The 23,153-nt window shown below is 72.1% G+C and carries 18 protein-coding genes; 12 read left to right on the forward strand and 6 right to left on the reverse strand.

Features of this window, described 5'->3' with window-relative positions; translation table 11 throughout:
* The first annotated feature begins 242 nt into the window (after positions 1–242).
* The 3 genes from AC07AW_RS07845 (at position 243) to AC07AW_RS07855 (ending at position 4,209) form a co-directional block, all read left to right on the forward strand.
* The gene (locus tag AC07AW_RS07845) at positions 243–389 is read left to right on the forward strand and encodes a hypothetical protein (protein ID WP_478814593.1); all 147 of its coding nucleotides are present in this window, start codon (positions 243–245) and stop codon (positions 387–389) included.
* A 126-nt stretch (positions 390–515) separates the two neighbouring features.
* Positions 516–2,741 carry an SF1B family DNA helicase RecD2 gene (recD2, locus tag AC07AW_RS07850; protein WP_478814594.1) on the forward strand — a complete coding sequence of 742 codons (2,226 nt, stop codon included), beginning with the start codon at positions 516–518 and terminating at the stop codon, positions 2,739–2,741.
* A 178-nt stretch (positions 2,742–2,919) separates the two neighbouring features.
* A complete protein-coding gene (locus tag AC07AW_RS07855; RefSeq protein WP_030685223.1) occupies positions 2,920–4,209 on the forward strand; it encodes a citrate synthase in 1,290 nt (429 codons plus the stop codon).
* 351 nt (positions 4,210–4,560) lie between these two features.
* On the opposite strand, the gene AC07AW_RS07860 is transcribed toward AC07AW_RS07855, so the two are convergent.
* The gene (locus AC07AW_RS07860; RefSeq protein ID WP_478814595.1) at positions 4,561–6,768 is read right to left on the reverse strand and encodes a heavy metal translocating P-type ATPase; all 2,208 of its coding nucleotides are present in this window, start codon (positions 6,766–6,768) and stop codon (positions 4,561–4,563) included.
* Positions 6,769–6,839: 71 nt separating this feature from the next.
* A complete protein-coding gene (locus AC07AW_RS07865; RefSeq protein ID WP_478814596.1) occupies positions 6,840–7,064 on the reverse strand; it encodes a heavy-metal-associated domain-containing protein in 225 nt (74 codons plus the stop codon).
* 127 nt (positions 7,065–7,191) lie between these two features.
* Between AC07AW_RS07865 and AC07AW_RS07870 the strand changes: the two genes are divergently transcribed.
* On the forward strand, positions 7,192–8,412 hold the full coding sequence (locus AC07AW_RS07870) for a cation:proton antiporter (protein ID WP_478814597.1): 1,221 nt from the start codon (positions 7,192–7,194) through the stop codon (positions 8,410–8,412).
* A 146-nt stretch (positions 8,413–8,558) separates the two neighbouring features.
* Here the strand turns inward: AC07AW_RS07870 and AC07AW_RS07875 are convergent, their stop codons facing one another.
* A complete protein-coding gene (locus AC07AW_RS07875) occupies positions 8,559–9,200 on the reverse strand; it encodes a TetR/AcrR family transcriptional regulator (protein ID WP_478814598.1) in 642 nt (213 codons plus the stop codon).
* A 176-nt stretch (positions 9,201–9,376) separates the two neighbouring features.
* On the opposite strand from AC07AW_RS07875, the gene AC07AW_RS07880 reads away from it, so the two are divergent.
* From AC07AW_RS07880 to AC07AW_RS07895, 4 genes are all read left to right on the forward strand, one after another.
* Positions 9,377–11,692, forward strand: a complete 2,316-nt coding sequence (locus tag AC07AW_RS07880; protein ID WP_478814599.1) for an MMPL family transporter — start codon at positions 9,377–9,379, stop codon at positions 11,690–11,692.
* Positions 11,693–11,714: 22 nt separating this feature from the next.
* Complete coding sequence (locus tag AC07AW_RS07885) at positions 11,715–13,049, forward strand: hypothetical protein (RefSeq protein ID WP_478814600.1); 1,335 nt, start codon at positions 11,715–11,717, stop codon at positions 13,047–13,049.
* Between the two features lie 10 nt (positions 13,050–13,059).
* Positions 13,060–14,373, forward strand: a complete 1,314-nt coding sequence (locus AC07AW_RS07890) for a hypothetical protein (protein ID WP_478814601.1) — start codon at positions 13,060–13,062, stop codon at positions 14,371–14,373.
* Positions 14,374–14,510: 137 nt separating this feature from the next.
* Complete coding sequence (locus AC07AW_RS07895; protein ID WP_478814602.1) at positions 14,511–15,833, forward strand: hypothetical protein; 1,323 nt, start codon at positions 14,511–14,513, stop codon at positions 15,831–15,833.
* Positions 15,834–15,929: 96 nt separating this feature from the next.
* Here the strand turns inward: AC07AW_RS07895 and AC07AW_RS07900 are convergent, their stop codons facing one another.
* A complete protein-coding gene (locus AC07AW_RS07900) occupies positions 15,930–16,127 on the reverse strand; it encodes a helix-turn-helix transcriptional regulator (RefSeq protein ID WP_478814603.1) in 198 nt (65 codons plus the stop codon).
* Positions 16,128–16,420: 293 nt separating this feature from the next.
* Positions 16,421–17,341, reverse strand: a complete 921-nt coding sequence (locus tag AC07AW_RS07905) for a sugar phosphate isomerase/epimerase family protein (protein WP_478814604.1) — start codon at positions 17,339–17,341, stop codon at positions 16,421–16,423.
* A gap of 169 nt (positions 17,342–17,510) precedes the next feature.
* On the opposite strand from AC07AW_RS07905, the gene iolC reads away from it, so the two are divergent.
* The 4 genes from iolC to mmsA are packed head-to-tail and all read left to right on the forward strand — an operon-like array spanning position 17,511 to position 22,650.
* Complete coding sequence (iolC, locus tag AC07AW_RS07910; protein WP_478815305.1) at positions 17,511–18,458, forward strand: 5-dehydro-2-deoxygluconokinase; 948 nt, start codon at positions 17,511–17,513, stop codon at positions 18,456–18,458.
* 9 nt (positions 18,459–18,467) lie between these two features.
* A complete protein-coding gene (gene iolB / locus AC07AW_RS07915; protein ID WP_478814605.1) occupies positions 18,468–19,280 on the forward strand; it encodes a 5-deoxy-glucuronate isomerase in 813 nt (270 codons plus the stop codon).
* A complete protein-coding gene (gene iolD, locus AC07AW_RS07920) occupies positions 19,277–21,133 on the forward strand; it encodes a 3D-(3,5/4)-trihydroxycyclohexane-1,2-dione acylhydrolase (decyclizing) (RefSeq protein WP_478814606.1) in 1,857 nt (618 codons plus the stop codon). Before iolB ends, iolD begins: the two co-directional genes overlap by 4 nt.
* Positions 21,134–21,147: 14 nt before the next feature.
* Positions 21,148–22,650 (forward strand): CoA-acylating methylmalonate-semialdehyde dehydrogenase, encoded by a 1,503-nt coding sequence (gene mmsA / locus AC07AW_RS07925; protein ID WP_478814607.1) that lies wholly within the window; start codon positions 21,148–21,150, stop codon positions 22,648–22,650.
* 64 nt (positions 22,651–22,714) lie between these two features.
* Here mmsA and AC07AW_RS07930 read toward each other — a convergent pair whose 3' ends face one another.
* Complete coding sequence (locus AC07AW_RS07930) at positions 22,715–23,137, reverse strand: N-acetyltransferase family protein (protein ID WP_478814608.1); 423 nt, start codon at positions 23,135–23,137, stop codon at positions 22,715–22,717.
* Positions 23,138–23,153 lie beyond the last annotated feature (16 nt).

Below are 23,153 nucleotides of genomic sequence, written 5' to 3' on the forward strand. Positions count from 1 at the left end.
TTGCGTGCCCCGGACCGCGCTCGGCGGAGGTCCGGGGCGCCAGCGTTGGAGGCCAGGGGCCGTGTCCCCGGGTTCGAGAGTGGTGACCGGCACCTGGCGGGCCGTCCGGGACGGCGTCACGATCACCGTCTTCGAGGTCGAACGCACGGAATACGAGCCGGACTCCGGTTCGGCATGCCGGGAGCGCCGCCGGGGAACTGTCCGGTGGAGGGGGCGTCCTGGCGGTCGGGGGGTGGTGGGGCGTGCCGGAGTGGCTGATCGCGGTGCTGATCCCGGTGGGGCTGGTCGGACTGGGGACGGCCGGGTTCCTGATCTGGGCGCGGCTGGGGACGGACCGGCCCGTGGAGCACGAGAGCACGATGCCGAGGGAGTGGGACCCGGGCGGCTGAGCCGGGTGCGGGCGCCGGTGGCGCAGGCACCGCGTACGGTCTGTTTCCCGTGGGGTGCGGACCGGGTCCTGACGGGTTTCCACAGGTGGGGTCCGCGCTGTCCGAGCCCTTCGCTACGGTCGGTGCATGTCCAACGAGGGTCGCGGTCCCGCAGTGCTCGAAGGGGTTCTGGAGCGGATCACCTATGCCAACGAGGAGACCGGGTACACGGTCGCCCGGGTCGACACCGGGCGGGGTGCCGGGGATCTCCTCACGGTGGTGGGGGCGCTGCTCGGTGCGCAGCCGGGGGAGTCGCTGCGGATGGAGGGGCGTTGGGGCTCCCACCCGCAGTACGGCAAGCAGTTCACCGTCGACAACTACACGACCGTGCTGCCCGCCACCATCCAGGGCATCCGGCGCTATCTCGGGTCCGGGCTCGTCAAGGGCATCGGGCCCGTCTTCGCCGACCGCATCACGCAGCACTTCGGGCTCGACACCCTCGACATCCTCGAAGAGGCGCCCGCGCGGCTCATCGAGGTGCCGGGCCTCGGGCCCAAGCGGACCAAGAACATCACCGCCGCCTGGGAGGAGCAGAAGGCGATCAAGGAGGTGATGGTCTTCCTCCAGGGGGTCGGGGTCTCGACGTCCATCGCCGTGCGGATCTACAAGAAGTACGGGGACGCCTCGATCTCCGTCGTGCGCAACCAGCCCTATCGGCTCGCCGCCGACGTCTGGGGCATCGGCTTCCTCACCGCCGACAGGATCGCCCAGTCCGTCGGCATCCCGCACGACAGCCCCGACCGGGTGAAGGCCGGTCTGCAGTACGCGCTGTCGCAGTCCAGCGACCAGGGGCACTGTTTCCTGCCCGAGGAGCGGCTCATCTCCGATGCCGTGAAGCTCCTCCAGGTCGACACCGGGCTCGTCATCGAGTGTCTCGGTGAGCTCGCCCTCGATCCCGAGGGGGTCGTACGGGAGACCGTGCCCGGGCCCGAAGGGGTGCCCGTCACCGCCGTCTACCTGATCCCCTTCCACCGGGCCGAGCTCTCCCTCGCCGGGCAGCTGCGGCGGCTCCTGCGGACCGAGGAGGACCGGATGCCGGCCTTCCGGGACGTGGCCTGGGACAAGGCCCTGGCCTGGCTCGCGGACCGTACGGGGGCCTCCCTCGCGCCCGAGCAGGAGGAGGCCGTGCGGCTCGCCCTCACCCGGAAGGTCGCCGTGCTCACCGGCGGCCCCGGCTGCGGCAAGTCCTTCACGGTCCGCTCGATCGTGGAGCTGGCCCGGGCCAAGAAGGCGAAGGTCGTGCTCGCCGCCCCCACCGGGCGGGCCGCCAAGCGGCTCGCCGAGCTGACCGGCGCCGAGGCCTCCACCGTGCACCGGCTGCTTGAGCTGAAGCCGGGCGGGGACGCAGCGTACGACCGGGACCGGCCCCTCGACGCGGACCTGATCGTCGTCGACGAGGCCTCCATGCTCGACCTGCTGCTGGCGAACAAGCTGGTCAAGGCGGTGGCACCGGGTGCCCATCTGCTGCTCGTGGGGGACGTCGACCAGCTGCCGTCGGTCGGCGCGGGCGAGGTCCTCGGCGATCTGCTCGCCCCCGGCAGCCCCGTACCGTCCGTGCGCCTGACCCGGATCTTCCGGCAGGCCCAGCAGTCCGGGGTCGTCACCAACGCGCACCGCATCAACGCCGGCACGCCGCCCCTCACCCAGGGCCTCCCCGACTTCTTCCTCTTCGTCGAGGAGGAGACCGAGGACGCCGCCCGGGTCGCCGTGGACGTCGCGGCCCGGCGGATTCCGGCCAAGTTCGGTCTCGACCCGCGCCGGGACGTCCAGGTTCTCGCCCCGATGCACCGGGGCCCGGCGGGCGCGGGCTCGCTGAACGGTCTGCTCCAGCAGGCGATCACCCCGGCCCGCCCGGACCTGCCGGAGAAGCGGTTCGGCGGTCGGGTCTTCCGGGTGGGCGACAAGGTGACCCAGATTCGGAACAACTATGAGAAGGGGGCCAACGGGGTCTTCAACGGTACGGTCGGCGTCGTCACGGCGCTGGACACCGTCGAGCAGCGGCTGACCGTGCGGACGGACGAGGACGAGGAGGTGCCGTACGACTTCGACGAGCTGGACGAACTCGCCCACGCGTACGCGGTCACCATCCACCGCTCGCAGGGCAGCGAGTATCCGGCGGTGGTGATCCCGGTCACCATGAGCGCCTGGATGATGCTTCAGCGGAACCTGCTCTACACGGCCGTGACCCGGGCCCGGAAGCTGGTCGTCCTGGTCGGATCCCGCCGGGCGATCGCCCAGGCGGTCCGTACGGTCTCGGCGGGCAGGCGCTTTACCGCACTCGCCCATCGGCTCACAGGGGACGCCCTCGTGTGAAAGATCACGGGGACTACCGGAACCGGGGCGAAGGGGGCAGGATATGAAGGTTGGCGGCACTGAGTGCCGCCGAATGGCCCAATGAGCGACCCCGAGTGCACTCTCCTGAGCCAAATGGGGGATGGTAGAGACAGTCAGGGCACCTCGAAGAAGAGGCACTACGTCGGTGAGGGATGACGTGAGCGACAACTCTGTAGTACTGCGGTACGCGGACGGTGAATACACCTACCCGGTGGTCGAGAGCACCGTCGGCGACAAGGGCTTCGACATCGGCAAACTCCGAGCCCAGACCGGGCTGGTCACCCTTGACAGCGGATACGGCAACACCGCCGCCTATAAATCCGCCATCACCTACCTCGACGGTGAGCAGGGCATTCTGCGGTACCGCGGCTACCCCATCGAGCAGCTGGCCGAGCGCTCCACCTTCCTTGAGGTGGCGTACCTGCTGATCAACGGCGAGCTGCCGAAGGTCGACGAGCTGTCGACCTTCAAGAACGAGATCACGCAGCACACCCTGGTCCACGAGGACGTCAAGAACTTCTTCCGCGGCTTCCCGCGGGACGCCCACCCGATGGCGATGCTGTCCTCGGTGGTCTCCGCGCTGTCCACCTTCTACCAGGACAGCCACAACCCGTTCGACGAGCAGCAGCGTCACCTCTCCACGATCCGGCTGCTCGCCAAGCTGCCGACGATCGCGGCGTACGCGTACAAGAAGTCGATCGGTCACCCGTTCGTCTACCCGCGCAACGACCTCGGGTACGTCGAGAACTTCCTGCGCATGACCTTCTCGGTCCCGGCGCAGGAGTACGACCTGGACCCGGTCGTCGTCTCCGCGCTCGACAAGCTGCTGATCCTGCACGCGGACCACGAGCAGAACTGTTCGACCTCCACCGTGCGTCTGGTCGGCTCCTCGCAGGCGAACATGTTCGCCTCGATCTCCGCCGGCATCTCGGCCCTGTGGGGCCCCCTGCACGGTGGCGCCAACCAGTCGGTCCTGGAGATGCTGGAGGGCATCCAGGCCAACGGCGGCGATGTCGACTCCTTCATCCGCAAGGTGAAGAACAAGGAGGACGGCGTCCGCCTGATGGGCTTCGGCCACCGGGTGTACAAGTCCTTCGACCCGCGCGCCAAGATCATCAAGGCGGCGGCGCACGATGTCCTCTCGGCCCTCGGCAAGTCCGACGAGCTGCTCGACATCGCGCTCAAGCTGGAGGAGCACGCGCTCTCCGACGAGTACTTCGTCTCGCGCAACCTCTACCCGAACGTGGACTTCTACACGGGTCTGATCTACCGCGCCATGGGCTTCCCGACCGAGATGTTCACGGTCCTCTTCGCCCTCGGCCGCCTTCCGGGCTGGATCGCCCAGTGGCACGAGATGATCAAGGAGCCGGGTTCCCGCATCGGCCGCCCGCGCCAGATCTACACGGGTGAGGTCCTCCGCGACTTCGTCCCGGTCGAGGCCCGCTGACCTCAGCCGCCTCTCGGTCACGTAAGCGAAAAGCGCCCCGCCACCGATCCCCCCACGGGTCGGCGAGCGGGGCGCTTTCCATGTCCCGGTGCGGATTCCCCCCACGGGATCCTGGCCGGGCGTCTGACGCGCGGTCTGCCGGGGGCACGTACGGGAGGGCCGCTCAAAGCTCCCCGATGCACGTGCCCCGGCCGCGCTTGCCTGGGACGTCCCCCAAGACATCCCATGAACGTCCCCCAAGACGTTCTTGGCATCGCCCACTTAGACTCGCGAACAGCCCAGATGGTTACCCCCCAATATCTGTGATCTAGATCTCTTTGTGAAGGTCCTGTGCGTCACACGTGGGTGAATTCACGTGAACCGACGCAGACGAAGGCTGTTGGATACGACGAAGACGGACGAAAAGGCCATGGCCAGGCCCGCGATCATCGGGTTGAGGAATCCGGCCGCCGCGAGGGGGAGCGCGGCGACGTTGTAGCCGAAGGCCCAGCCGAGGTTTCCCCGGATCGTCGCCAGGGTCCGCCGGGCCAGCCGGATGGCGTCCGCCGCGACCCGCAGGTCGCCCCGGACCAGGGTCAGGTCGCTCGCCTCGATGGCCGCGTCGGTGCCCGTCCCCATCGCGAGCCCGAGGTCGGCCGTCGCGAGCGCGGCGGCGTCGTTCACCCCGTCGCCCACCATCGCGACCGTACGGCCCTCGGCCCGCAGCCGCCGGACCACCTCGGCCTTCTCCTCGGGCAGCACCTCCGCGATCACCTCGCCGATGCCCACCTCGGCCGCCACGGCCTCCGCCACCGCCCGGTGGTCGCCGGTGAGCAGCACCGGCCGCAGCCCCAGGGCGCGCAGCCGGGCGACGGCCTCGGCGCTGGTGTCCTTGACGGTGTCGGCGACGGTCAGGGTGCCCCGGGCCACCCCGTCCCAGGCGACGTGGACCGCGCCGGGCTCCGTCGTGGCGGGCGCCTCGACACCCTCGGCCTCGAGCAGGGCGGCGCGTCCGACGAGGACGAGCCGGCCGTCGACGGAGCCGCGCACACCGAGGCCGGGAACGTTCTCGAAGGTCTTCGGGGTGGGGAGCTCCCCGCAGCGCTCGGCGGCGCCGGCGGCGATCGCGCGGGCGACCGGGTGCTCGGAGGAGTGCTCCAGGGCGCCCGCCAGCCGCAGCAGTTCGGTCTCGTCGGCGGAGTCGGTGCCGTACCGCCCGCCGTGCACATGGACGCCGGTCAGCCGCATGCGGCCGGTGGTGACGGTGCCCGTCTTGTCGAGGACGACCGTGTCGACGCGGCGGGTGGACTCCAGCACCTCGGGGCCCTTGATGAGGATGCCGAGCTGGGCGCCGCGGCCGGTGCCGACCATGAGGGCGGTCGGGGTGGCCAGGCCGAGGGCGCAGGGGCAGGCGATGATCAGGACGGCGACGGCGGCCGTGAAGGAGGCGGTGACGTCGTCCGTCACGAGGAGCCAGGTGACGAGGGTGCCGAGGGCGATCAGGAGCACCACCGGGACGAAGACGGCGGAGATCCGGTCGGCCAGCCGCTGCACCTCGGCCTTGCCGCTCTGGGCGTCCTCGACGAGCTTCGCGATCCGGGCGAGCTGGGTGTCGGCGCCGACACGGGTGGCCTCGACGACGAGACGGCCCGAGACGTTGACGCAGCCGCCGGTGACGGCGGAGCCGGGGGTGACGTCCAGGGGCAGCGACTCGCCGGTGAGCAGGGAGGCGTCGACGGCGGAGGCGCCGTCGGTGACGGTGCCGTCGGTGGCGATCTTCTCCCCGGGGCGTACGACGAAGAGGTCGCCGGTCCGCAGCTCGCCGACCGGGATCCGTACCTCCCTGCCGTCCTTGAGTACGGCCACGTCCTTGGCGCCGAGCTCCATCAGGGCCCGCAGCGCGGCGCCCGCCTTCCGCTTGGCGCGGGCCTCCAGGTAGCGGCCGAGGAGGATGAAGGTGACGACGCCGGCGGCGACCTCCAGGTAGATCGAGGAGGAGGCGTGGGCGCGGTCCGCGGTGAGGTCGAAGCCGTGCCGCATGCCGGGCATGCCGGCGTCGCCGAGGAAGAGGGCCCACAGGGACCAGATGTAGGCGGCGAGGGTGCCGACCGAGACGAGGGTGTCCATGGTGGCGGCGCCGTGCCGGAGGTTGGTCCAGGCGGCCCGGTGGAAGGGCAGCCCGCCCCAGACGACGACGGGGGAGGCGAGGGTGAGCGAGAGCCACTGCCAGTTGTCGAACTGGAGCGAGGGGACCATGGCGAGCAGGACCACGGGCGCCGAGAGGAGTGCGGAGACGGTGAGCCGCTGTCGGAGGGAGGCGAGCTCGGGGTCCGCCGGCTCCTCCTCCTGCTCCTCCACCGGCGGAAGGGGGACGTCGGCGGTGTAGCCGGTCTTCACGACGGTGGCGATCAGCTCGTCGACGGCGACGTCCGGCGCGTGTTCGACGTGCGCCTTCTCCGTGGCGTAGTTGACCGTGGCGGTGACGCCGTCCATCCGGTTGAGCTTCTTCTCGATCCGGGCGGCGCAGGAGGCGCAGGTCATCCCGCCGATCGTCAGCTCGGTGACGGTGGTGCTTGGCATGTGCGGTTCCAAAGGGGAGCAGGGCCGTACCAGGTAACGGTACGGCCCTGCGACGTCTGTTCGGGGAGGGGTCAGGCCAGCTCGTAGCCGGCCTCGTCCACGGCGGCGGCGACGGCCGCGTGGTCGAGGGGGGCGTCGGAGACGACGGTGACCTCGCCGGTCTTGGCGACGGCCGTGACCGAGGAGACGCCGGCGATCGCCGAGATCTCGCTGGAGACAGCGCCCTCGCAGTGGCCGCAGGTCATGCCCTTGACCTGGTAGACGGTGGTGAGTTCGGTCTTCGTCTCTGCGGACATGGCGCTCTCCTCCTGGGGATTCAGGGTCTTACGGTCACGAGACTATACCCCTGGGGGGTATAAATCCAGTCGCCCCCGGTCGTGGTGCGGCCCGGCATCCCGTCAGGGCCTATGGTAAATACCCGATATGTCGCATTCGGGGACCACGCTCATCCTGATCATGGCGATCGCCGTCCTGGCGCCGCTGCTCGCCTACTGGGTGGGGCGCAGGATCCCCGTCCCCCTCGTCATCTTCGAGATCCTGCTCGGCATCCTCGTCGGTCCCGACGTCCTGGACTGGGCGCACACCGACGCGCTGATCGACGGGCTCTCGCAGCTCGGCCTCGCCATGCTGATCTTCCTCGCCGGGTACGAGATCGAGTTCGGCAAGGTCCGCGGCGACACCCTCAGGCGCTCCGTATGGGCCTGGGTGATCGCCCTTGCTCTCGGGCTCGGCACCGGCGTCCTGCTCGGCGGCGGCTACACCAAGGGCGTCTTCATCGGTGTCGCCCTGACCAGCACCGCGCTCGGCACCGTCCTGCCGGTGCTGCGGGACGCCGGCGACCTCCACGGGCGGTTCGGCTCGGTCGTCATGGCCTTCGGCGCGGTCGGCGAGTTCGGCCCGATCATCGCGATGGCGCTGCTGCTCAGCGGGCGGGGCGCCGCCGAATCCACGGCCCTCCTCGCCGTCTTCGCCGCGCTCACCGCCGGGGCCGTCCTCTGGGCGCTGCGGCCCCGCCCGCCGTGGTTCTCGAAGATCATCGCCAAGACCCTGCACAGCAGCGGCCAGTTCGCCGTCCGCTTCGTCTTCCTGCTGCTCGCCGTGATGCTCGGGGCGTCGACGGCGCTCGGGCTCGACGTGCTGCTCGGCGCCTTCGCGGCCGGACTCATCACCCGGCTCGTCCTGACCGGGGCCGCGCCCGAATCCGGGCCGCAGATCCTGGAGAAGGTCGAGGGCGTCGGCTTCGGCTTCCTCGTCCCGGTCTTCTTCGTCGTCACCGGCATCGAGTTCGACCTCGACTCGCTCCTCGACGGGGGCAGGACCCTGCTCCTGCTGCCGGTCTTCCTGCTGCTCTTCCTGGCCGTACGGGGCGGGCCGATCTGGTTCCTCGCCCCGCGCGACCTCGACCGCCGGGACCGGGGCGGGCTCGTCCTGTACGGCTCCACCGCGCTGCCGCTCGTCGTCGCGATCACCACCATCGGCGTGGACGACAAGGAGTTGACGGCCGGTGAGGCGGCGGCGCTCGTCGGGGCCGGGATGCTCTCCGTCCTCGTCTTCCCGCTGCTCGCCCTGAAGCTGCGGGCGCGGGCGGGAGCGGAGGAGAGGGTGCGGTCCGAGGAGTCGGTCGGCGGCTCGGAGTCGTGGTGACCGGCCCCGGGTCGGCGGGTCGGAGGGGTGACCGGCCTCGGGGGCCGGCGGGTGGGAGTCGCGGTGACAGGCCCCGGGTTCGGCGGGTCGGAGTCGCGGTGACCGGCCCCGGGTTCAGTGGGTCGGAGGCGTGACCGGTCCCAAGTTCAGCGGCTCGGCGTCGTGGTGACCGGCTCCCCGGTCAGTGGGGAGAGGTAGCGGAGGAGGACGGTCTTCAGCTCGGCGATCGTCGCGTCCCGCTCGGCGCCCTCGGGGGCGGCCAGGACGAGCCCCAGGCCGCCCTTGAAGATCGCGAAGGTCATGTCGGCGATCCGGGCGCGCTCCTCGGGCGACAGCTCGGGCGCGTAGTGCGCGATCACGTCCCGTACCGAGGTCAGCAGGCTGGCGTGCAGGGCGTCGTGCTCCTCGGCGATCCGGCCGGGCACCTCGGAGCCGTGCATCAGGGCGAGGAAGACGGGGTGCTCGCAGTTGAACGCGATCATCGGGTCGACGACCACGTCCAGGAGTTCGGGCAGCGGCAGGGAGAGGTTCGCCGGGGTGAACGCCTGGCCGTGGGCCTCCCGCATCTCGTTCAGGAGGCGCTCGCCGAGCTCGATCGCGATGGCCTCCTTGTTCGGGAAGTACTGGTAGAGCGTGCCGGGCGAGACGCTCGCCTCCCGGGCGATCGCGTTGGTGCTGGTCGCCGTGTACCCGTACGCGCAGAAGACGTTCGCGGCGGCCTGGAGCAGCTGCGCGATGCGGCGCTCGCCGCGGGCCTGACGACGGCGCGGCTTCGGTTCTTCGGACATGGCTCCGCACATGGCTGTCCCCAGGTCTCCTCAACACGTTTGACAAACACGAGAGGTCGCTCGCATTCTTGGGGAATGCGAGTGATCACTCGTGTTTGCCAGTCTATGGCAATGGGCGGCCCCCGCGACCTGCCGGGAAGCGCGTGCGGGAGCCACGGTGAAGGGGACACCGCGTCATGTCCGAAGTCAAGAAAGCACCTCCCGGTGGCGGGAGCGGCGGGGGATGGACGCGGTTCGTGACCGCGAGGCCGCGCCTCACCCTCCTGGTGGCCCTCGTGCTCACCGCCCTCGCCGTCCTCGCGGGCGGCGGCGTCGCCGACCGCATGGGCAGCGGCGGCTGGGAGGACCCGGCCGCCGAGTCCACGTACGCCACCGAGGCCCTGGGGCGGCAGTTCCCGGGCTCCCAGCCGAACGTGCTGCTCCTCGTCGACGCGGGGGACGCGGGGGTCGACACCCCCGCCGTCGCCGCCGAGGCCCGGAAGCTCGCCGAGCGGCTGGACGCCGAGCCGGGCGTCGACGGCGTCGGCTCCTACTGGTCCACCGGCGCGCCCGCCCTCCGCTCCGAGGACGGACACCAGGCGGTGATCGCCGCCCGGATCGCCGGCGAGGAGAAGGACGCCGCCGCCGTCCTCGACCGGATCGCCCCCGCGTACCGGGGCACCCACGGCCCCGTCGAGGTCTCCCTCGGCGGCGGGCTCGCCGTCCGGCACGAGATGCAGACGGTCATCCAGGAGGACCTGCTGAGGGCCGAGCTCATCGCCCTGCCCCTCACCCTCGTCCTGCTCGTCATGGTCTTCGGCAGCGCCGTCGCCGCCCTGCTGCCGCTCGGCGTCGGCATCGTCGCCATCCTCGGCACCAACGCCGTCCTGCGCGGCATCACCGAGTTCACCGACGTCTCCGTCTTCGCGCAGAACCTGACGACCGCGCTGGGGCTCGGACTCGCCATCGACTACGCCCTGTTCGTCGTCCGCCGCTACCGCGAGGAGCTCGCGGCCGGCGCCGACACCTACACCGCCGTCCGCGCGACCCTGCGCACGGCCGGACGGACTGTGCTCTTCTCCGCCCTGACCGTCGCCGTCTCGCTCGCCGCGATGCTGGTCTTCCCGCAGTACTTCCTGCGCTCCTTCGCGTACGCCGGGATCGCCGTCGTCCTGCTCGCCGCCACCGCCGCGCTCACCCTGCTCCCGGCGGCCCTCGTGCTGCTCGGCGACCGGGTCAACGCCCTCGACCTCCGGCGCCTGCTCCGGCGCGGCGGCGCGCCCGCGCAGGACACCGCGGGCAGCGGCCGGGACGAGGCCGCCGACCCGGACCGGGACGCCACCGCCGCCCGCGCGGGCCGGGGCGGCACCGCCGGGGCCGGGTGGGGGCGGGCCGCCGCCCTGGTGATGCGGCGGGCGCCCGTCTTCGCAATCGTCACCACCGCCGGGCTCGTCCTCCTCGGACTGCCCTTCCTCGGCGTGAAGTTCGGCACCGCCGACGACCGCCAGCTCCCCGTCACCGCCTCCTCCCGGGTCGTCCAGGACCAGCTGCGGGACGGCTTCCCCGGGAACCCGGGCGGCGGCATCACCGTCCTCGCCGAAGGCACCGCCACCCCCGCGCAGTACGCCGACTACCGCGAGCGGATCGCCGCGCTCGACGGCGTCGGACGGGCCGAGGGGCCCGTCACCACCGGCGGCGGCTCCGCCTACTTCACCGTGGTGCCCGAGGGCGAGACCGTCGGCGCCGACGCCCAGCGGATCGTCGGGGAACTGCGCTCCGCCGAGGCCCCGTTCGCGACCTCCGTCACCGGACCGGCCGCCGTCCTCGTCGACTCCAAGGACGCCATCGCCGAGCGGCTGCCCTGGGCGGCCGGGATCATCGTCCTCGTCACCCTGCTCCTCGTCTTCCTGCTCACCGGCAGCGTCGTCGTCCCGGTCCAGGCCGTCCTCCTCAACGCCCTCAGCCTCACGGCCATGTTCGGCGCCGTCGTCTGGGTCTTCCAGGAGGGACACCTCGCCGGATTCCTCGGCTTCACCTCCACCGGCGACATCGAGACCACCCTGCCCGTCCTCATGTTCTGCGTGGCCTTCGGACTCTCCATGGACTACGGGGTGTTCCTGCTCTCCCGCATCAAGGAGGAGTACGACGCCACCGGCGACCACGAGCACTCCGTCCGCTTCGGACTGCGCCACACGGGCGGACTGATCACCGCCGCCGCCGTGATCCTCGCCGTCGTCATGGTCGCCATCGGCACCTCCCGCGTCACCAACACCAAGATGCTCGGACTCGGCGTCGCGCTCGCCGTCCTCATGGACGCGATGGTGGTCCGCAGCCTGCTCGTCCCCTCCGTGATGAAGCTGACCGGCCGCCTCACCTGGTGGGCCCCCGGCCCGCTGCGCCGCTTCCACGACCGCTTCGGCGTCAGCGAGTCGGACGGGCACAACCTTTCCCCGACCTCGGATGTCGAAGAGGTGTCCGGGAGGTGGAGAGAGACCACCTCGCTGCGCGGTTGAGAGACACCCCTGGGGGAGATTCGTGGCACGCACGCGTACGGCTCTGGTCCTGGCGACGGTGCTCGTCGCCGGAATCGCCCCCCAGGCCCTGGGCGGACCGGCGGCCGCCGCGCCCGCAGCCGCCCCGGCGGTCGGGGCGGCCGAGGCCGCCGAGGTGGGGACGGTCGTCCAGGAGGGCGGCCGTCTCACGGTCCCGGCGGGCACGGAGGGGCCGGTGACGCTGCGGCTCACCGTCACGCTGCCGGCCGGGGTCACCGGACCGGTGCGGGCCGAACTCGCCCTCCCGGTGACGGCGTTCCCGCCGGCCGGCCCCAGCCCGCTCCGGCTGGCCGGGGCGCTGACGTCCACCTGCGCGGTGAACGGCGGGGCGTTCGCGCCCTGCGCCTGGGACTCGCCGTGGATCGACGGCGAGGACTATCCGCACCCGGTACGGCTCAAGCTGCCCGTCACGGAGGCCGCGCCCACCCTCACGTACGCCGTCACGATCGACACCTCGTCGGACCAGGCGTGGGTCGGTTCCCTGGACGCGCCCGTGGAACTCACCGATGCCACGGGCGCCGTGGTCGCCCTGGGCACGGCCGGACTCGACTTCGTCCTCGGCACCTCCGAGCCGAACCACCTCGGCGCCCTGCACGCCCGGGACAAGAACGGGGTGCTCTGGCGGTACGAGGGCACGAGCCGGCCCGAGACGCCGTTCAAGCCGCGCAGAAAGGTGGGCGGCGGCTGGAACATCTACACCGCGGTCGTCCCGATCTCCACCCCGATGTCGAACGGCACCGGCGACCTCGTCGCCCGCGACAGGGCCGGTGTCCTCTGGTACTACAAGGGGACCGGCAACCCGGCCGCCCCGTTCGCGCCGCGCACGAGGGTCGGCGCCGGCTGGAACGTCTACACGGCGTTCGCCGGCCGCGGGAACGGCACGCTGGTCGCCCGCGACAGCAACGGTGTCCTGTGGGACTACGAGCGCAACTTCGGCCCCTCCACGGCCCCGTTCCGCCCGCGGCTCCGGGTCGGCGCCGGCTGGAACGTCTACAACGCCCTCGCGGGATACGGCGGCGGACCCCTGGCCCGCGACACCGGCGGCGTGCTGTGGAAGTACGGCGAGACCGGCTCCATGGGCGACCCCGAGGGCTACCCCTTCCGGGCGCGGCTGCGGGTCGGCGCCGGCTGGAACGCGTACACGGCCTTCGCCGGCACCGGCGACCTGGGCCGCCGCAGCTACCCGGACGTCGTCGCCCGGGACAGGACCGGCCACCTCTGGCTCTACCAGGGCGTCATCAAGAACGGCGCCCTCGTGCCCGGCCCGACCCGCACACCGGTCGGGCCCGGCTGGAACATCTACGACCTGATCTTCTGAGGAGTTCTGCATGGCACGTACGCGCACGGCGCTGGTCCTGGCGGCGGCCCTCTTCGCCGGGGTCGCCCCGGCGGCGCTCGCGGGAGCGGCCGCGGCCGCCCCCGCGGCCCCCGCGGTGGCCACCGAGGTGGGGACGGTCGTCCAGGAAGGGGGCCGGCTGACGGTTCCGGCGGGCGGCGAGGGCCCGGTGACGCTGCGGCTCAAGGCCACGCTGCCGGCCGGGGTCACCGGTCCTGTGAGCGCGGACATCGGTCTGCCCGTCATGAACTACCCGGCCGGCGGCCCCAATCCGCTCCGGCTGGCCGCCGCCCTGTACTCCACCTGCGCGGTCAACGGCGGGGCGTTCGCGCCCTGCGGGTGGGACGCCCCGTGGGTCGACGGCATCGACTACCCGTACTCGGTGCGGCTCCGGCTCCCGGTGGCCCAGGCGGCGACCACGCTCACCTACGCGGTCACGATCGACACCTCCTCGCACCAGAGCTGGATCGGCTCGCGCGACGCGCCCGTCACGCTGCGGGACTCCGCGGGTGCCGTCGTCGCCCAGGGCGAGGCCGGGCTCGACTTCGTCGCCGGGGTCCTGCCGGACCCCGAGTCCATGGGCGCCATCCATGCCCGGGACACGGCCGGCGTGCTCTGGCGGTACGAGGGCATGGGCCGCGTCGACAGGCCGTTCAAGCCGCGCAAGAAGGTCGGTGCCGGCTGGAACATCTACACCGCGATCGTTCCGCTGGGCGGAACCTCGGCGAGCGGGCGCGGTGGCCTCGTGGCCCGGGACAAGGCCGGAGTCCTCTGGTACTACAAGGGCACCGGCAACCCCGACGCCCCCTTCGCGCCCCGGGTCCGCCTCGGCGGCGGCTGGAACATCTACACCGCCCTCGCCGTGAGCCCCCGGGGAGAGCTCGTGGGCCGGGACAGGGCCGGTGTCCTCTGGTTCCACGCCTGGAACCGGGAGAGCGAGCCCTTCGCCGTCGAATCCCGCCTGCGGGAAGGTGCGGGCTGGAACATCTACACCACCCTGAGCCGGTTCGGCTGGGGCGCCCTCGCCCGCGACACGAGCGGCGTGCTGTGGAAGTACGACGGCGCCGTCGGCGAGCCGAGGCGGATCTACGAGCCGCGCGTACGGGTGGGCGCCGGCTGGAACGCGTACTCCTCGATCACCACCATGCCGGACGTCATCGGGGACGGGGAGCCGGACCTCGTCGCCCGCGACCGGACGGGCAAGCTCTGGCTCTACCAGAGCGTGTTCAAGAACGGCGTACAGGTGCCCTCGTCGACCCGCACCCCGGTCGGCCTCGGCTGGAACATCTACGACCTGATCTTCTGAGCGAATTTTCTCGGACGTGCGTGCAACCGTTCACGTCCCGACAGAGTCCAACAGGTGTCAGGCAAGTGACGGAAGCTCATGACCCTGACCAATGTGCTGAGTTGAAGCGATATTCCGGGGGGAATTCCATGGCAAGCATGCGTGCAACTCTGGTTCTGGCGACGGCACTCGTCGCCGGGATCGCACCGGTGGCGCTGGGGGGCGCCGCCGCCGTCGCAGCGCCCGCGCCGGTCACCGCGGCCTCCGCCGCCTCGACCGCCGAGCTGGGGACGGTCGTTCAGGTAGGGCCGCGGCTGCCGGTTCCGGCCGGTGGTGAGGGGCCGGTGACGCTGCGCTTCAAGGCCACGGTGCCGGCCGGGGTGACCGGTCAGGTGAAGGCCCGCGTCACCCTTCCCATCACCAACTGGCCGGGCGGCGGCTGGACCGACTACCGGACCGCGGCCCGGATCGTGTCCACGTGCTCGGTCGGCGGCGGCGCGTTCACGCCGTGCGCCTGGAACGGGACGCGGTTCGAGGAGGAGGACAAGCCGGCCCGGGTCGTCCTCGACCTGCCCGCCGTGGAGGCCTCGGCGACGCTGGAGTACGCCGTCACGATCGACCTGCCCGCCGAGCTCGCCTGGATCGGCTCCCTCGACGCCCCCGTCGAGCTGAAGGACGCGAGCGGGTCGGTCGTCTCCGAGGGCAAGGTCGGCATCGACGTCTACGAGGGCGTTCCCAACGCGTACGACCGCGGCGCCGTGCACGCCCGCGACAAGGACGGCGTGCTCTGGCGGTACGAGGGCACGGGCAATGTGCGCCGGCTGCTCTCGCCCCGCACGAAGGTCGGCGGCGGCTGGAACATCTACACCTCGATCCTCCCGGTCACCACCACGCGGGCCAGCGGCGACGGCGACCTGGTGGCCCGGGACAAGGCCGGTGTCCTCTGGTACTACAAGGGCACGGGCAACCCGGCCGCCCCCTTCGCGCCCCGTGTGAAGGTCGGCGCCGGCTGGAACATCTACACCGCCTTCTCCGCCCACGACGGCGGCCTGCTCGCCCGTGACCGGGACGGCGTCCTGTGGAACTACGACCGGAACGCGTCGTCCTCCACCGCCCCGTTCAAGCCGCGCGTCAAGGTCGGTGCCGGCTGGAACGGCTACAACACGATCACGTCCTTCGGCAGCGGCCTCCTGGCCCGTGACAAGGCCGGCGTGCTGTGGTCGTACGCATCGGCCGCCCCCGGCACCAGCGCCGGATCCCGCCCGCTCAAGCCGCGCGTCAAGGTCGGCGGCGGCTGGAACGTCTACTCGGCCGTCGTCGGCACCGGTGACCTCCACCGCGGCGGTGTGCCCGACGTCCTCGCCCGTGACACGAGCGGCAGGCTCTGGGAGTACTCCGGTGTGGTCACGAGCGCTCCGATGCCCTCGTCGACCCGCTCCCTGATCGGCGCCGGCTGGAACATCTACGACGCCATCTTCTAAGCGTTCGGCGCCCCGCCGAACCCGCACGGCACGACGCCGGGCCCCGGAGTGTTCCGGGGCCCGGCGTCCGCGTCCAGGAGGGCGGCCGTCGGTGCGTCAGTCGCGGCGGGCCCGGCTGCCGGGGCGGCCGGCGACCCAGGCGCGGATCGTGTCCACGTACCAGTAGGGCTTGCCCGACTCCACGTGGTCCGGTGCCGGAAGAAGCCCGTGCTTCCGGTAGGAGCGGACCGTGTCCGGCTGCACCTGGATGTGTGCGGCGATGTCCTTGTACGACCAGAGCCTTCTGTCCGTCATGCCCGGTACCTCCCTGCGCGCCGCGCAGCGGCGGCGGGGGTGCCGTTCGGGGGCGCTGCGGGCGGGCGATGGCGATCAAGCGATCAATCAGCCTGTGCCCGGTGCAACGGCCCTCCCGACACGAGGAGAGCGGCTGTCGAGCGCCTGTGACGCAAAGCCCGCGTAACGGAGACAAGTGTGACGGGGGAGGGACCCGTGTGACCGAAGTGGCACACGCGCCCCTCGGTGTGTCCGCGCGCGTCAGCCCTGATCAGAACGGTATGCGCCGGCCACCGCGTCCCACGCCGCGCCGGTCACACGCCGCACGAGCGGAGAAAGCGCCGGGTCCGCAGGGCGATCGGGTACGGGGCGTCCGGCTCGCACGGGTACATGTCCTGCTCGACGATCGCGAAGAGGTCCACGTCGAGCGCCGACGCGGCGGCGAGCACCGGTTCGAGCGCGGGCACCCCGGACGGCGGCTCGCACATCACGCCCCGCGCCACCGCGGGCCCGAACGGCACCCCCTCGGCCACCACCCCGGCCAGGACCTCCGGGTCGACCTGCTTGAGGTGGAGGTAGCCGATCCGCTCCCCGTACGTCTCGATCAGTTTGACGCTGTCCCCGCCGGCGTACGCGTAGTGCCCGGTGTCCAGGCAGAGCGTGACCGCCTCCGGGTCGGTGGCGTCGAGGAAGCGCGTCACGCTCTCCTCGCCGTCGATGTGGGTGTCGGCGTGCGGATGGACGACGATCCGCAGCCCGTACCGCTCGCGCACCTCCCGGCCCAGACGCTCCGTCAGCCGGGTCAGATCCCGCCACTGCCCGGCGGTCAGCACGGGCTCCTCCAGGACCTCGCCCGTCCGGTCGTCCCGCCAGAAGGAGGGGATGACGACCAGGTGCTCCGCGCCCACGGCCTGCGCGAGCGCGGCGTTCTCCGCGACGTGCGCCCAGGTCCGGTCCCAGACGTCCGTGCCGTGGTGCAGGCCGGTGAAGACGGTCCCCGCCGAGACCCGCAGTCCGCGCCGCGCGGTCTCCTCCAGGAGGACGGCCGGATCGGTGGGCAGATAGCCGTACGGACCGAGCTCGATCCACGTGTACCCGGCGCCCGACACCTCGTCGAGGAAGCGCTGCCACGGCACCTGCCGGGGATCGTCGGGGAACCACACCCCCCACGAGTCGGGGGCGGAGCCGATACGGAGACGGGACGGTGGCGACGGCTGCGGCGACGGCTTCGTCATGAGCGCCACCTTGGCCGGGCCCGGGAGCACCGTCAAGCGGTCCGGTGGTCCGAATGTCCGGACATATCGTTGACAGGCCTCCGGGCGGACGACTAGACCTGGGGACGGAGCCCAGGGCGGCCCGACCGAGAGGTGGCGCGTGGAGACGGAGCCGTACGAGCTGATCACCATGGGGCGCCTCGGCGTGGACCTGTACCCGCTCCAGACCGGCGTCGGACTCGACCGGGTCGACACCTTCCGCAAGTTCCTCGGCGGCTCCGCGGCCAACGTGGCCGTCGCCGCCGCCCGCCTCGGCCGCCGCACCGCGCTGATCTCCCGCACCGGCGCCGACCCCTTCGGCGGCTACCTGCGCCGCGAGCTCAAGGGCTTCGACGTGGACGGCCAGTGGGTGACCGAGGTCGCCGCACACCCCACCCCCGTCACCTTCTGCGCGCTCTTCCCGCCCGACGACTTCCCGCTGTACTTCTACCGCCGCCCCCACGCCCCCGACCTGGAGATCCGGCCGCACGAGCTGGACCTCGACGCGATCCGCGCCGCCCGGGTCTTCTGGGCGACCGGCACCGGCCTGTGCGCCGAACCCAGCCGCACCGCCACCCTGGAGGCGCTCCGCGCCCGGTCCGGCTGGGAGATGACCGTCCTCGACCTGGACTGGCGGCCGATGTTCTGGTCGGACCCGGCGGCGGCCCGCCCGTACTACACCGAGGCGCTGCGGCACGCGACCGTCGCCGTCGGCAACCTCGACGAGTGCGAGGTCGCCACGGGGGAGCGGGAGCCGGAGGCCGCCGCCCGCGCCCTCCTCGCGACCGGCTCGGTCCGGCTCGCCGTCGTCAAGCAGGGCCCCGCGGGCGTCCTCGCGCTCGCCGCCGACGGGACCCGCGCCGAGGTGCCGCCGCTGCCGGTCGAGGTCGTCAACGGGCTCGGCGCGGGCGACGCGTTCGGCGGGGCGCTCGTCGACGGCCTGCTCGCCGGCCTGGACCTCGGCACGGTCCTGCGCCGCGCGAACGCCGCAGGCGCGATCGTCGCGGGCCGCCTCGCCTGCTCCTCCGCCATGCCGGACGCCACGGAGATCGGGGAAGCCCTCGCGGCGGGCAGCGGCACCCTGCCGGAACGGGGGTAGGGATCCGCCATGGACACGAACCTCCACCTCCCCGCCGGGACCGCCGCCCACGGCCCGTACGCCGTCTCCGTCGACCCCGAACGGGCCGGATGGACGTACTCCGCCCTCCGCGTCCTCGCCCTCGGACCGGGGGAGAGCCACGTCTTCGAGAGCGGGGATTTCGAATGGGTCGTGCTTCCCCTCTCCGGTGCCTGTAGCGTGCGCGTCGACGGCGAGATCCTCGAACTCCTGGGCCGCGCGAGCGTGTTCGAAGGAGTGACCGACTTCGCCTACGTGCCCCGCGACGCCCACGCCCAGATCGCCTCCGGCGCGGGAGGCCGCTTCGCTTTGGCAGGAGCGAAATGCGAGCGACGACTCCCCGCCCGCTACGGCCCCGCGCCGGAGGTTCCCGTCGAGACCCGGGGCAGCGGCAACCGGGCCCGCCAGGTGCGGAACTTCGCCTCGGCCGACGCCTTCGGCTGCGACCGGCTCATCGCCGTCGAGGTCGTCACATCCGGCGGGAACTGGTCCTCCTACCCGCCGCACAAGCACGACGAGCACCGCCCGGGCGCCGAGTCCGTCCTGGAGGAGATCTACTACTACGAGATCGCCGGCCCCCACGGTCTCGCCTACCAGCGGATCTCACCCTCCCGGCCCGGCGGCGCCGAGCTCCTCGCCGAGGTCCGGGACGGCGACGCGGTCCTCGTCCCCGACGGCTGGCACGGGCCCTCGATCGCCCAGCCGGGGCACGACCTCTACTACCTCAACGTCATGGCGGGTCCAGGACCCGAAAGGGAGTGGAAGATCTGCTTCCACCCGGACCACACGGAGGGATACGCATGAGCGTCCGACTGACCGTCGCCCAGGCGCTCGTCCGCTTCCTCACCGCCCAGCACACCGAGCGCGACGGCGAACGGCAGCGGCTGATCACCGCCACCTGGGGCATCTTCGGCCACGGCAACGTCGCCGGGATCGGCCAGGCGCTGGTCGAAGAGCGGCACATGCCCTTCCACCAGGGCCGCAACGAGCAGGCCATGGTGCACGCCGCCGTCGGCTACGCCCGCCAGCGCAACCGGCTCTCCGCGCACGCCGTCACCACCTCCATCGGCCCCGGCGCCACCAACCTCGTCACCGGCGCCGCCCTCGCCACGATCAACCACCTCCCGGTGCTGCTCCTGCCCGGCGACACCTTCGCCACCCGCCCCGCCGACCCCGTCCTCCAGCAGCTCCAGGTCCCGTCCGCGGGCGAGGTGTCCGTCAACGACTGCCTCCGCCCGGTGTCGCGCTACTTCGACCGGGTGACCCGCCCCGAGGCCCTGATCCCGGCCGCCCTCGCCGCCGTACGGGTCCTCGCCGACCCCGTCGAGACCGGCGCCGTGACCCTCGCCCTGCCCCAGGACGTCCAGGCGGAGGCGTACGACTGGCCGGAGGAGTTCTTCGCCGAGCGGACCTGGCAGGTCCGCCGCCCCCGCCCCGACGCCGCCGAACTCGACGCCGCCGTCCGCGCCGTGGAGGCGGCGAAACGGCCACTGATCATCGCGGGCGGCGGAGTGAAGTACAGCCGCGCCGAGGGCGCGCTGCGCGAGTTCGCCGAGCGCACCGGCCTGCCCGTCGCCACCACCCAGGCCGGCAAGGGCGTCCTCCCGTACGACCATCACTGCGACGTCGGCGGCATCGGCCACACCGGCACCGACACCGCCAACACCCTCGCCCGCACCGGCGACCTGATCATCGGCGTCGGCACCCGCCACACCGACTTCACCACCGCGTCCGGCACTCTCTTCCGCCCCGACACGCCGATCCTCAACCTCAACATCGCCGGCTTCGACGCCCACAAGCAGGCCGCGCTGCCCCTCGTCGCCGACGCCCGCGAGGGCCTCACCGCGCTCACCGAGGCGCTCGGCGGCCACCGGCGAACGCGGGCCGAGTGGTTCCACTCGAAGGCCGCCTGGCAGGAGCGGACCGACACCGCGTACGCCGTCCCCGACGAGGACGCCCGCCCCACCCAGACCCAGGTTCTCGGCGTACTCGACACTCTGGTCGACACCCGCGACATCCTGATCAACGCCGCCGGCTCGCTCCCCGGCGACCTCCACAAGCTCTGGCGGACCCGTTCCCGGGACCAGTACCACGTCGAGTACGGCTACTCCTGCATGGGCTACGAGATCCCCGCCGCGATCGGCGTCCTCCTCGCCGCGCCCGGCCGGCCCGTCTGGGCGCTCGTCGGCGACGGTACATACTTGATGAATCCCACCGAAATCGTCACCGCCGTCCAGGAACGGCTCCCCCTGAAGCTGGTGATTCTGCAGAACCACGGGTACGCCTCCATCGGCGGTCTCTCCGAGGCCGTCGGCGCCGAGCGGTACGGCACCGACTACCGCCACCGGGCCGACGACGGCAGCTTCACCGGACCGCCGCTCCCCGTCGACCTCGGCGCCAACGCCGCCTCCCTCGGCCTGCGGGTACTGCGCCCCCGCACCGTGCGTGACCTGCGGGAAGCCCTCGCGGACGCGCGGGCGGCCACGGATCCCACATGTGTCTACGTCGAGACCGAAACGGCAGACAGTGTGTCGGGCCCGCCCCCGGCCCAGGCGTGGTGGGATGTGCCCGTGGCCGAGACGTCGACCCGCCCGTCGGCGGCCAAGGCCCGCGAGGAGTACGACCGGCACGTCACCGCCCGACGCCGCCATCTCTGAAGGAGTAACTCGTCATGACGAAGACCGTCCACCACTGGATCGGTGGCAAGACCGTCGAGGGCACGTCGGGGAACTGGGGCCCGGTCACCGACCCGGCCACCGGCGCCGTCACCACGAAGGTCGCGCTCGCCTCCGTCGACGAGGTCGACGCCGCCGTCGCCGCCGCGAAGGACGCCTTCGCGACCTGGGGCACCTCCTCGCTCGCCCAGCGCACCACGATCCTCTTCAAGTTCCGCGCGCTGCTCGACGCCAACCGCGACGCGATCGCCGAGCTGATCGTCGCCGAGCACGGCAAGGTCCACTCCGACGCCCTCGGCGAGGTCGCCCGCGGCCTGGAGATCGTCGACCTGGCCTGCGGCATCACCACCCAGCTCAAGGGCGAGCTCTCCACCCAGGTGTCGAACCGCGTGGACGTGGCGTCCATCCGCCAGCCCGTCGGCGTCGTCGCCGGCATCACGCCCTTCAACTTCCCGGCCATGGTGCCGATGTGGATGTTCCCGATCGCCATCGCGACCGGCAACACCTTCATCCTCAAGCCCAGCGAGAAGGACCCCTCGCCGTCCCTGAAGATCGCCGAGCTGCTCGCCGAGGCGGGCCTCCCGGACGGCGTCTTCAATGTCCTCCACGGCGACAAGGTGGCCGTCGACCGCCTCCTGGAGCACCCGGACGTCTCCGCGATCTCCTTCGTCGGCTCGACCCCGATCGCCCGCTACATCCACACCACCGCCTCCGCCAACGGCAAGCGCGTCCAGGCGCTCGGCGGCGCGAAGAACCACATGCTGGTCCTCCCGGACGCCGACCTCGACGCCGCCGCCGACGCGGCCGTCTCCGCGGCCTACGGCTCCGCCGGCGAGCGCTGCATGGCGATCTCCGCGGTCGTCGCCGTCGGCGCGATCGGCGACGAGCTCGTCCAGAAGATCCGCGAGCGCGCCGAGAAGATCAAGATCGGTCCCGGCACCGACCCCACCTCCGAGATGGGCCCGCTCATCACGGCCGTCCACCGCGACAAGGTCGCCTCCTACGTCCACGGCGCGGCCGACGAGGGCTGCGAGGTCGTCCTCGACGGCACCGGATACACCGTCGACGGCCACGAGAACGGCCACTGGATCGGCCTGTCCCTCCTGGACCACGTCCCGACCACGGCCAAGGCCTACCAGGACGAGATCTTCGGCCCGGTGCTCTGCGTGCTGCGCGCCGAGTCGTACGAGGAGGGCCTCGCCCTCATCAACGCCTCGCCGTTCGGCAACGGCACCGCGATCTTCACCCGCGACGGCGGCGCCGCCCGCCGCTTCCAGCTGGAGGTCGAGGCCGGCATGGTCGGCGTCAACGTGCCGATCCCGGTGCCGGTCGGCTACCACTCCTTCGGCGGCTGGAAGGACTCGCTCTTCGGCGACCACCACATCTACGGCAACGACGGCGTGCACTTCTACACCCGCGGCAAGGTCGTCACCACCCGCTGGCCGGACCCGTCCGAGGCCCCCGCGGGCGTCGACCTGGGCTTCCCGCGCAACCACTGACGGGACCCGTCCCGAGAACGGCCCCCGGGGTGCTGGACAGCACACCCCGGGGGCCTTCCCCGTGTCAGCCGTCCCCGCCGAACGTCCAGCCGAGCATCGCGAAGACCCCCTCGTCGACCGCGCCCGCCGACCGGTACGTGGCGAGCGCCGCCTCGTTGTCCGTGTCCACCGGCACCCACGCGCCCCGGCAGCCGCGCGCCCGCGCCTCCGCCACCAGCGCCTCCGTCAGCGCCCGCCCGATCCCGCGCCGGCGCCGGGACTCGTCCACCGACAACTCGTACAGGCACATCTCCGCGCCCTTGTCGGGGTGCAGCATCTCGATCCCGGAGACGAACCCGGCCGGGAAACCGTCCTCCGCGTACGCGATCAGCATGAGGTGACCCGCCGCCGCCAGGAACCGGGCCGCCCAGTCCTCCCGGGCCGGACCGTCGTACAGATGCTGCGCCGCCAGCAGTTCGGCCACCGTCGTCACCCGCCGGATCTCCACACCGTCTCCCTGGGTC

The sequence above is a fragment of the Streptomyces sp. NPDC044003 genome (assembly GCF_056435185.1).

What these genes read in the sequence shown, in the direction of transcription:
- recD2 (WP_478814594.1), top strand. Translation starts at nt 516, where the DNA reads ATGTCCAACGAGGGTCGCGGTCCCGCAGTGCTCGAAGGGGTTCTGGAG.
- AC07AW_RS07860 (WP_478814595.1), bottom strand. Translation starts at nt 6,768, where the DNA reads ATGCCAAGCACCACCGTCACCGAGCTGACGATCGGCGGGATGACCTGC.
- AC07AW_RS07865 (WP_478814596.1), bottom strand. Translation starts at nt 7,064, where the DNA reads ATGTCCGCAGAGACGAAGACCGAACTCACCACCGTCTACCAGGTCAAG.
- AC07AW_RS07870 (WP_478814597.1), top strand. Translation starts at nt 7,192, where the DNA reads ATGTCGCATTCGGGGACCACGCTCATCCTGATCATGGCGATCGCCGTC.
- AC07AW_RS07875 (WP_478814598.1), bottom strand. Translation starts at nt 9,200, where the DNA reads ATGTCCGAAGAACCGAAGCCGCGCCGTCGTCAGGCCCGCGGCGAGCGC.
- AC07AW_RS07880 (WP_478814599.1), top strand. Translation starts at nt 9,377, where the DNA reads ATGTCCGAAGTCAAGAAAGCACCTCCCGGTGGCGGGAGCGGCGGGGGA.
- AC07AW_RS07890 (WP_478814601.1), top strand. Translation starts at nt 13,060, where the DNA reads ATGGCACGTACGCGCACGGCGCTGGTCCTGGCGGCGGCCCTCTTCGCC.
- AC07AW_RS07895 (WP_478814602.1), top strand. Translation starts at nt 14,511, where the DNA reads ATGCGTGCAACTCTGGTTCTGGCGACGGCACTCGTCGCCGGGATCGCA.
- AC07AW_RS07900 (WP_478814603.1), bottom strand. Translation starts at nt 16,127, where the DNA reads ATGACGGACAGAAGGCTCTGGTCGTACAAGGACATCGCCGCACACATC.
- AC07AW_RS07905 (WP_478814604.1), bottom strand. Translation starts at nt 17,341, where the DNA reads ATGACGAAGCCGTCGCCGCAGCCGTCGCCACCGTCCCGTCTCCGTATC.
- iolC (WP_478815305.1), top strand. Translation starts at nt 17,511, where the DNA reads ATGGGGCGCCTCGGCGTGGACCTGTACCCGCTCCAGACCGGCGTCGGA.
- iolB (WP_478814605.1), top strand. Translation starts at nt 18,468, where the DNA reads ATGGACACGAACCTCCACCTCCCCGCCGGGACCGCCGCCCACGGCCCG.
- iolD (WP_478814606.1), top strand. Translation starts at nt 19,277, where the DNA reads ATGAGCGTCCGACTGACCGTCGCCCAGGCGCTCGTCCGCTTCCTCACC.
- mmsA (WP_478814607.1), top strand. Translation starts at nt 21,148, where the DNA reads ATGACGAAGACCGTCCACCACTGGATCGGTGGCAAGACCGTCGAGGGC.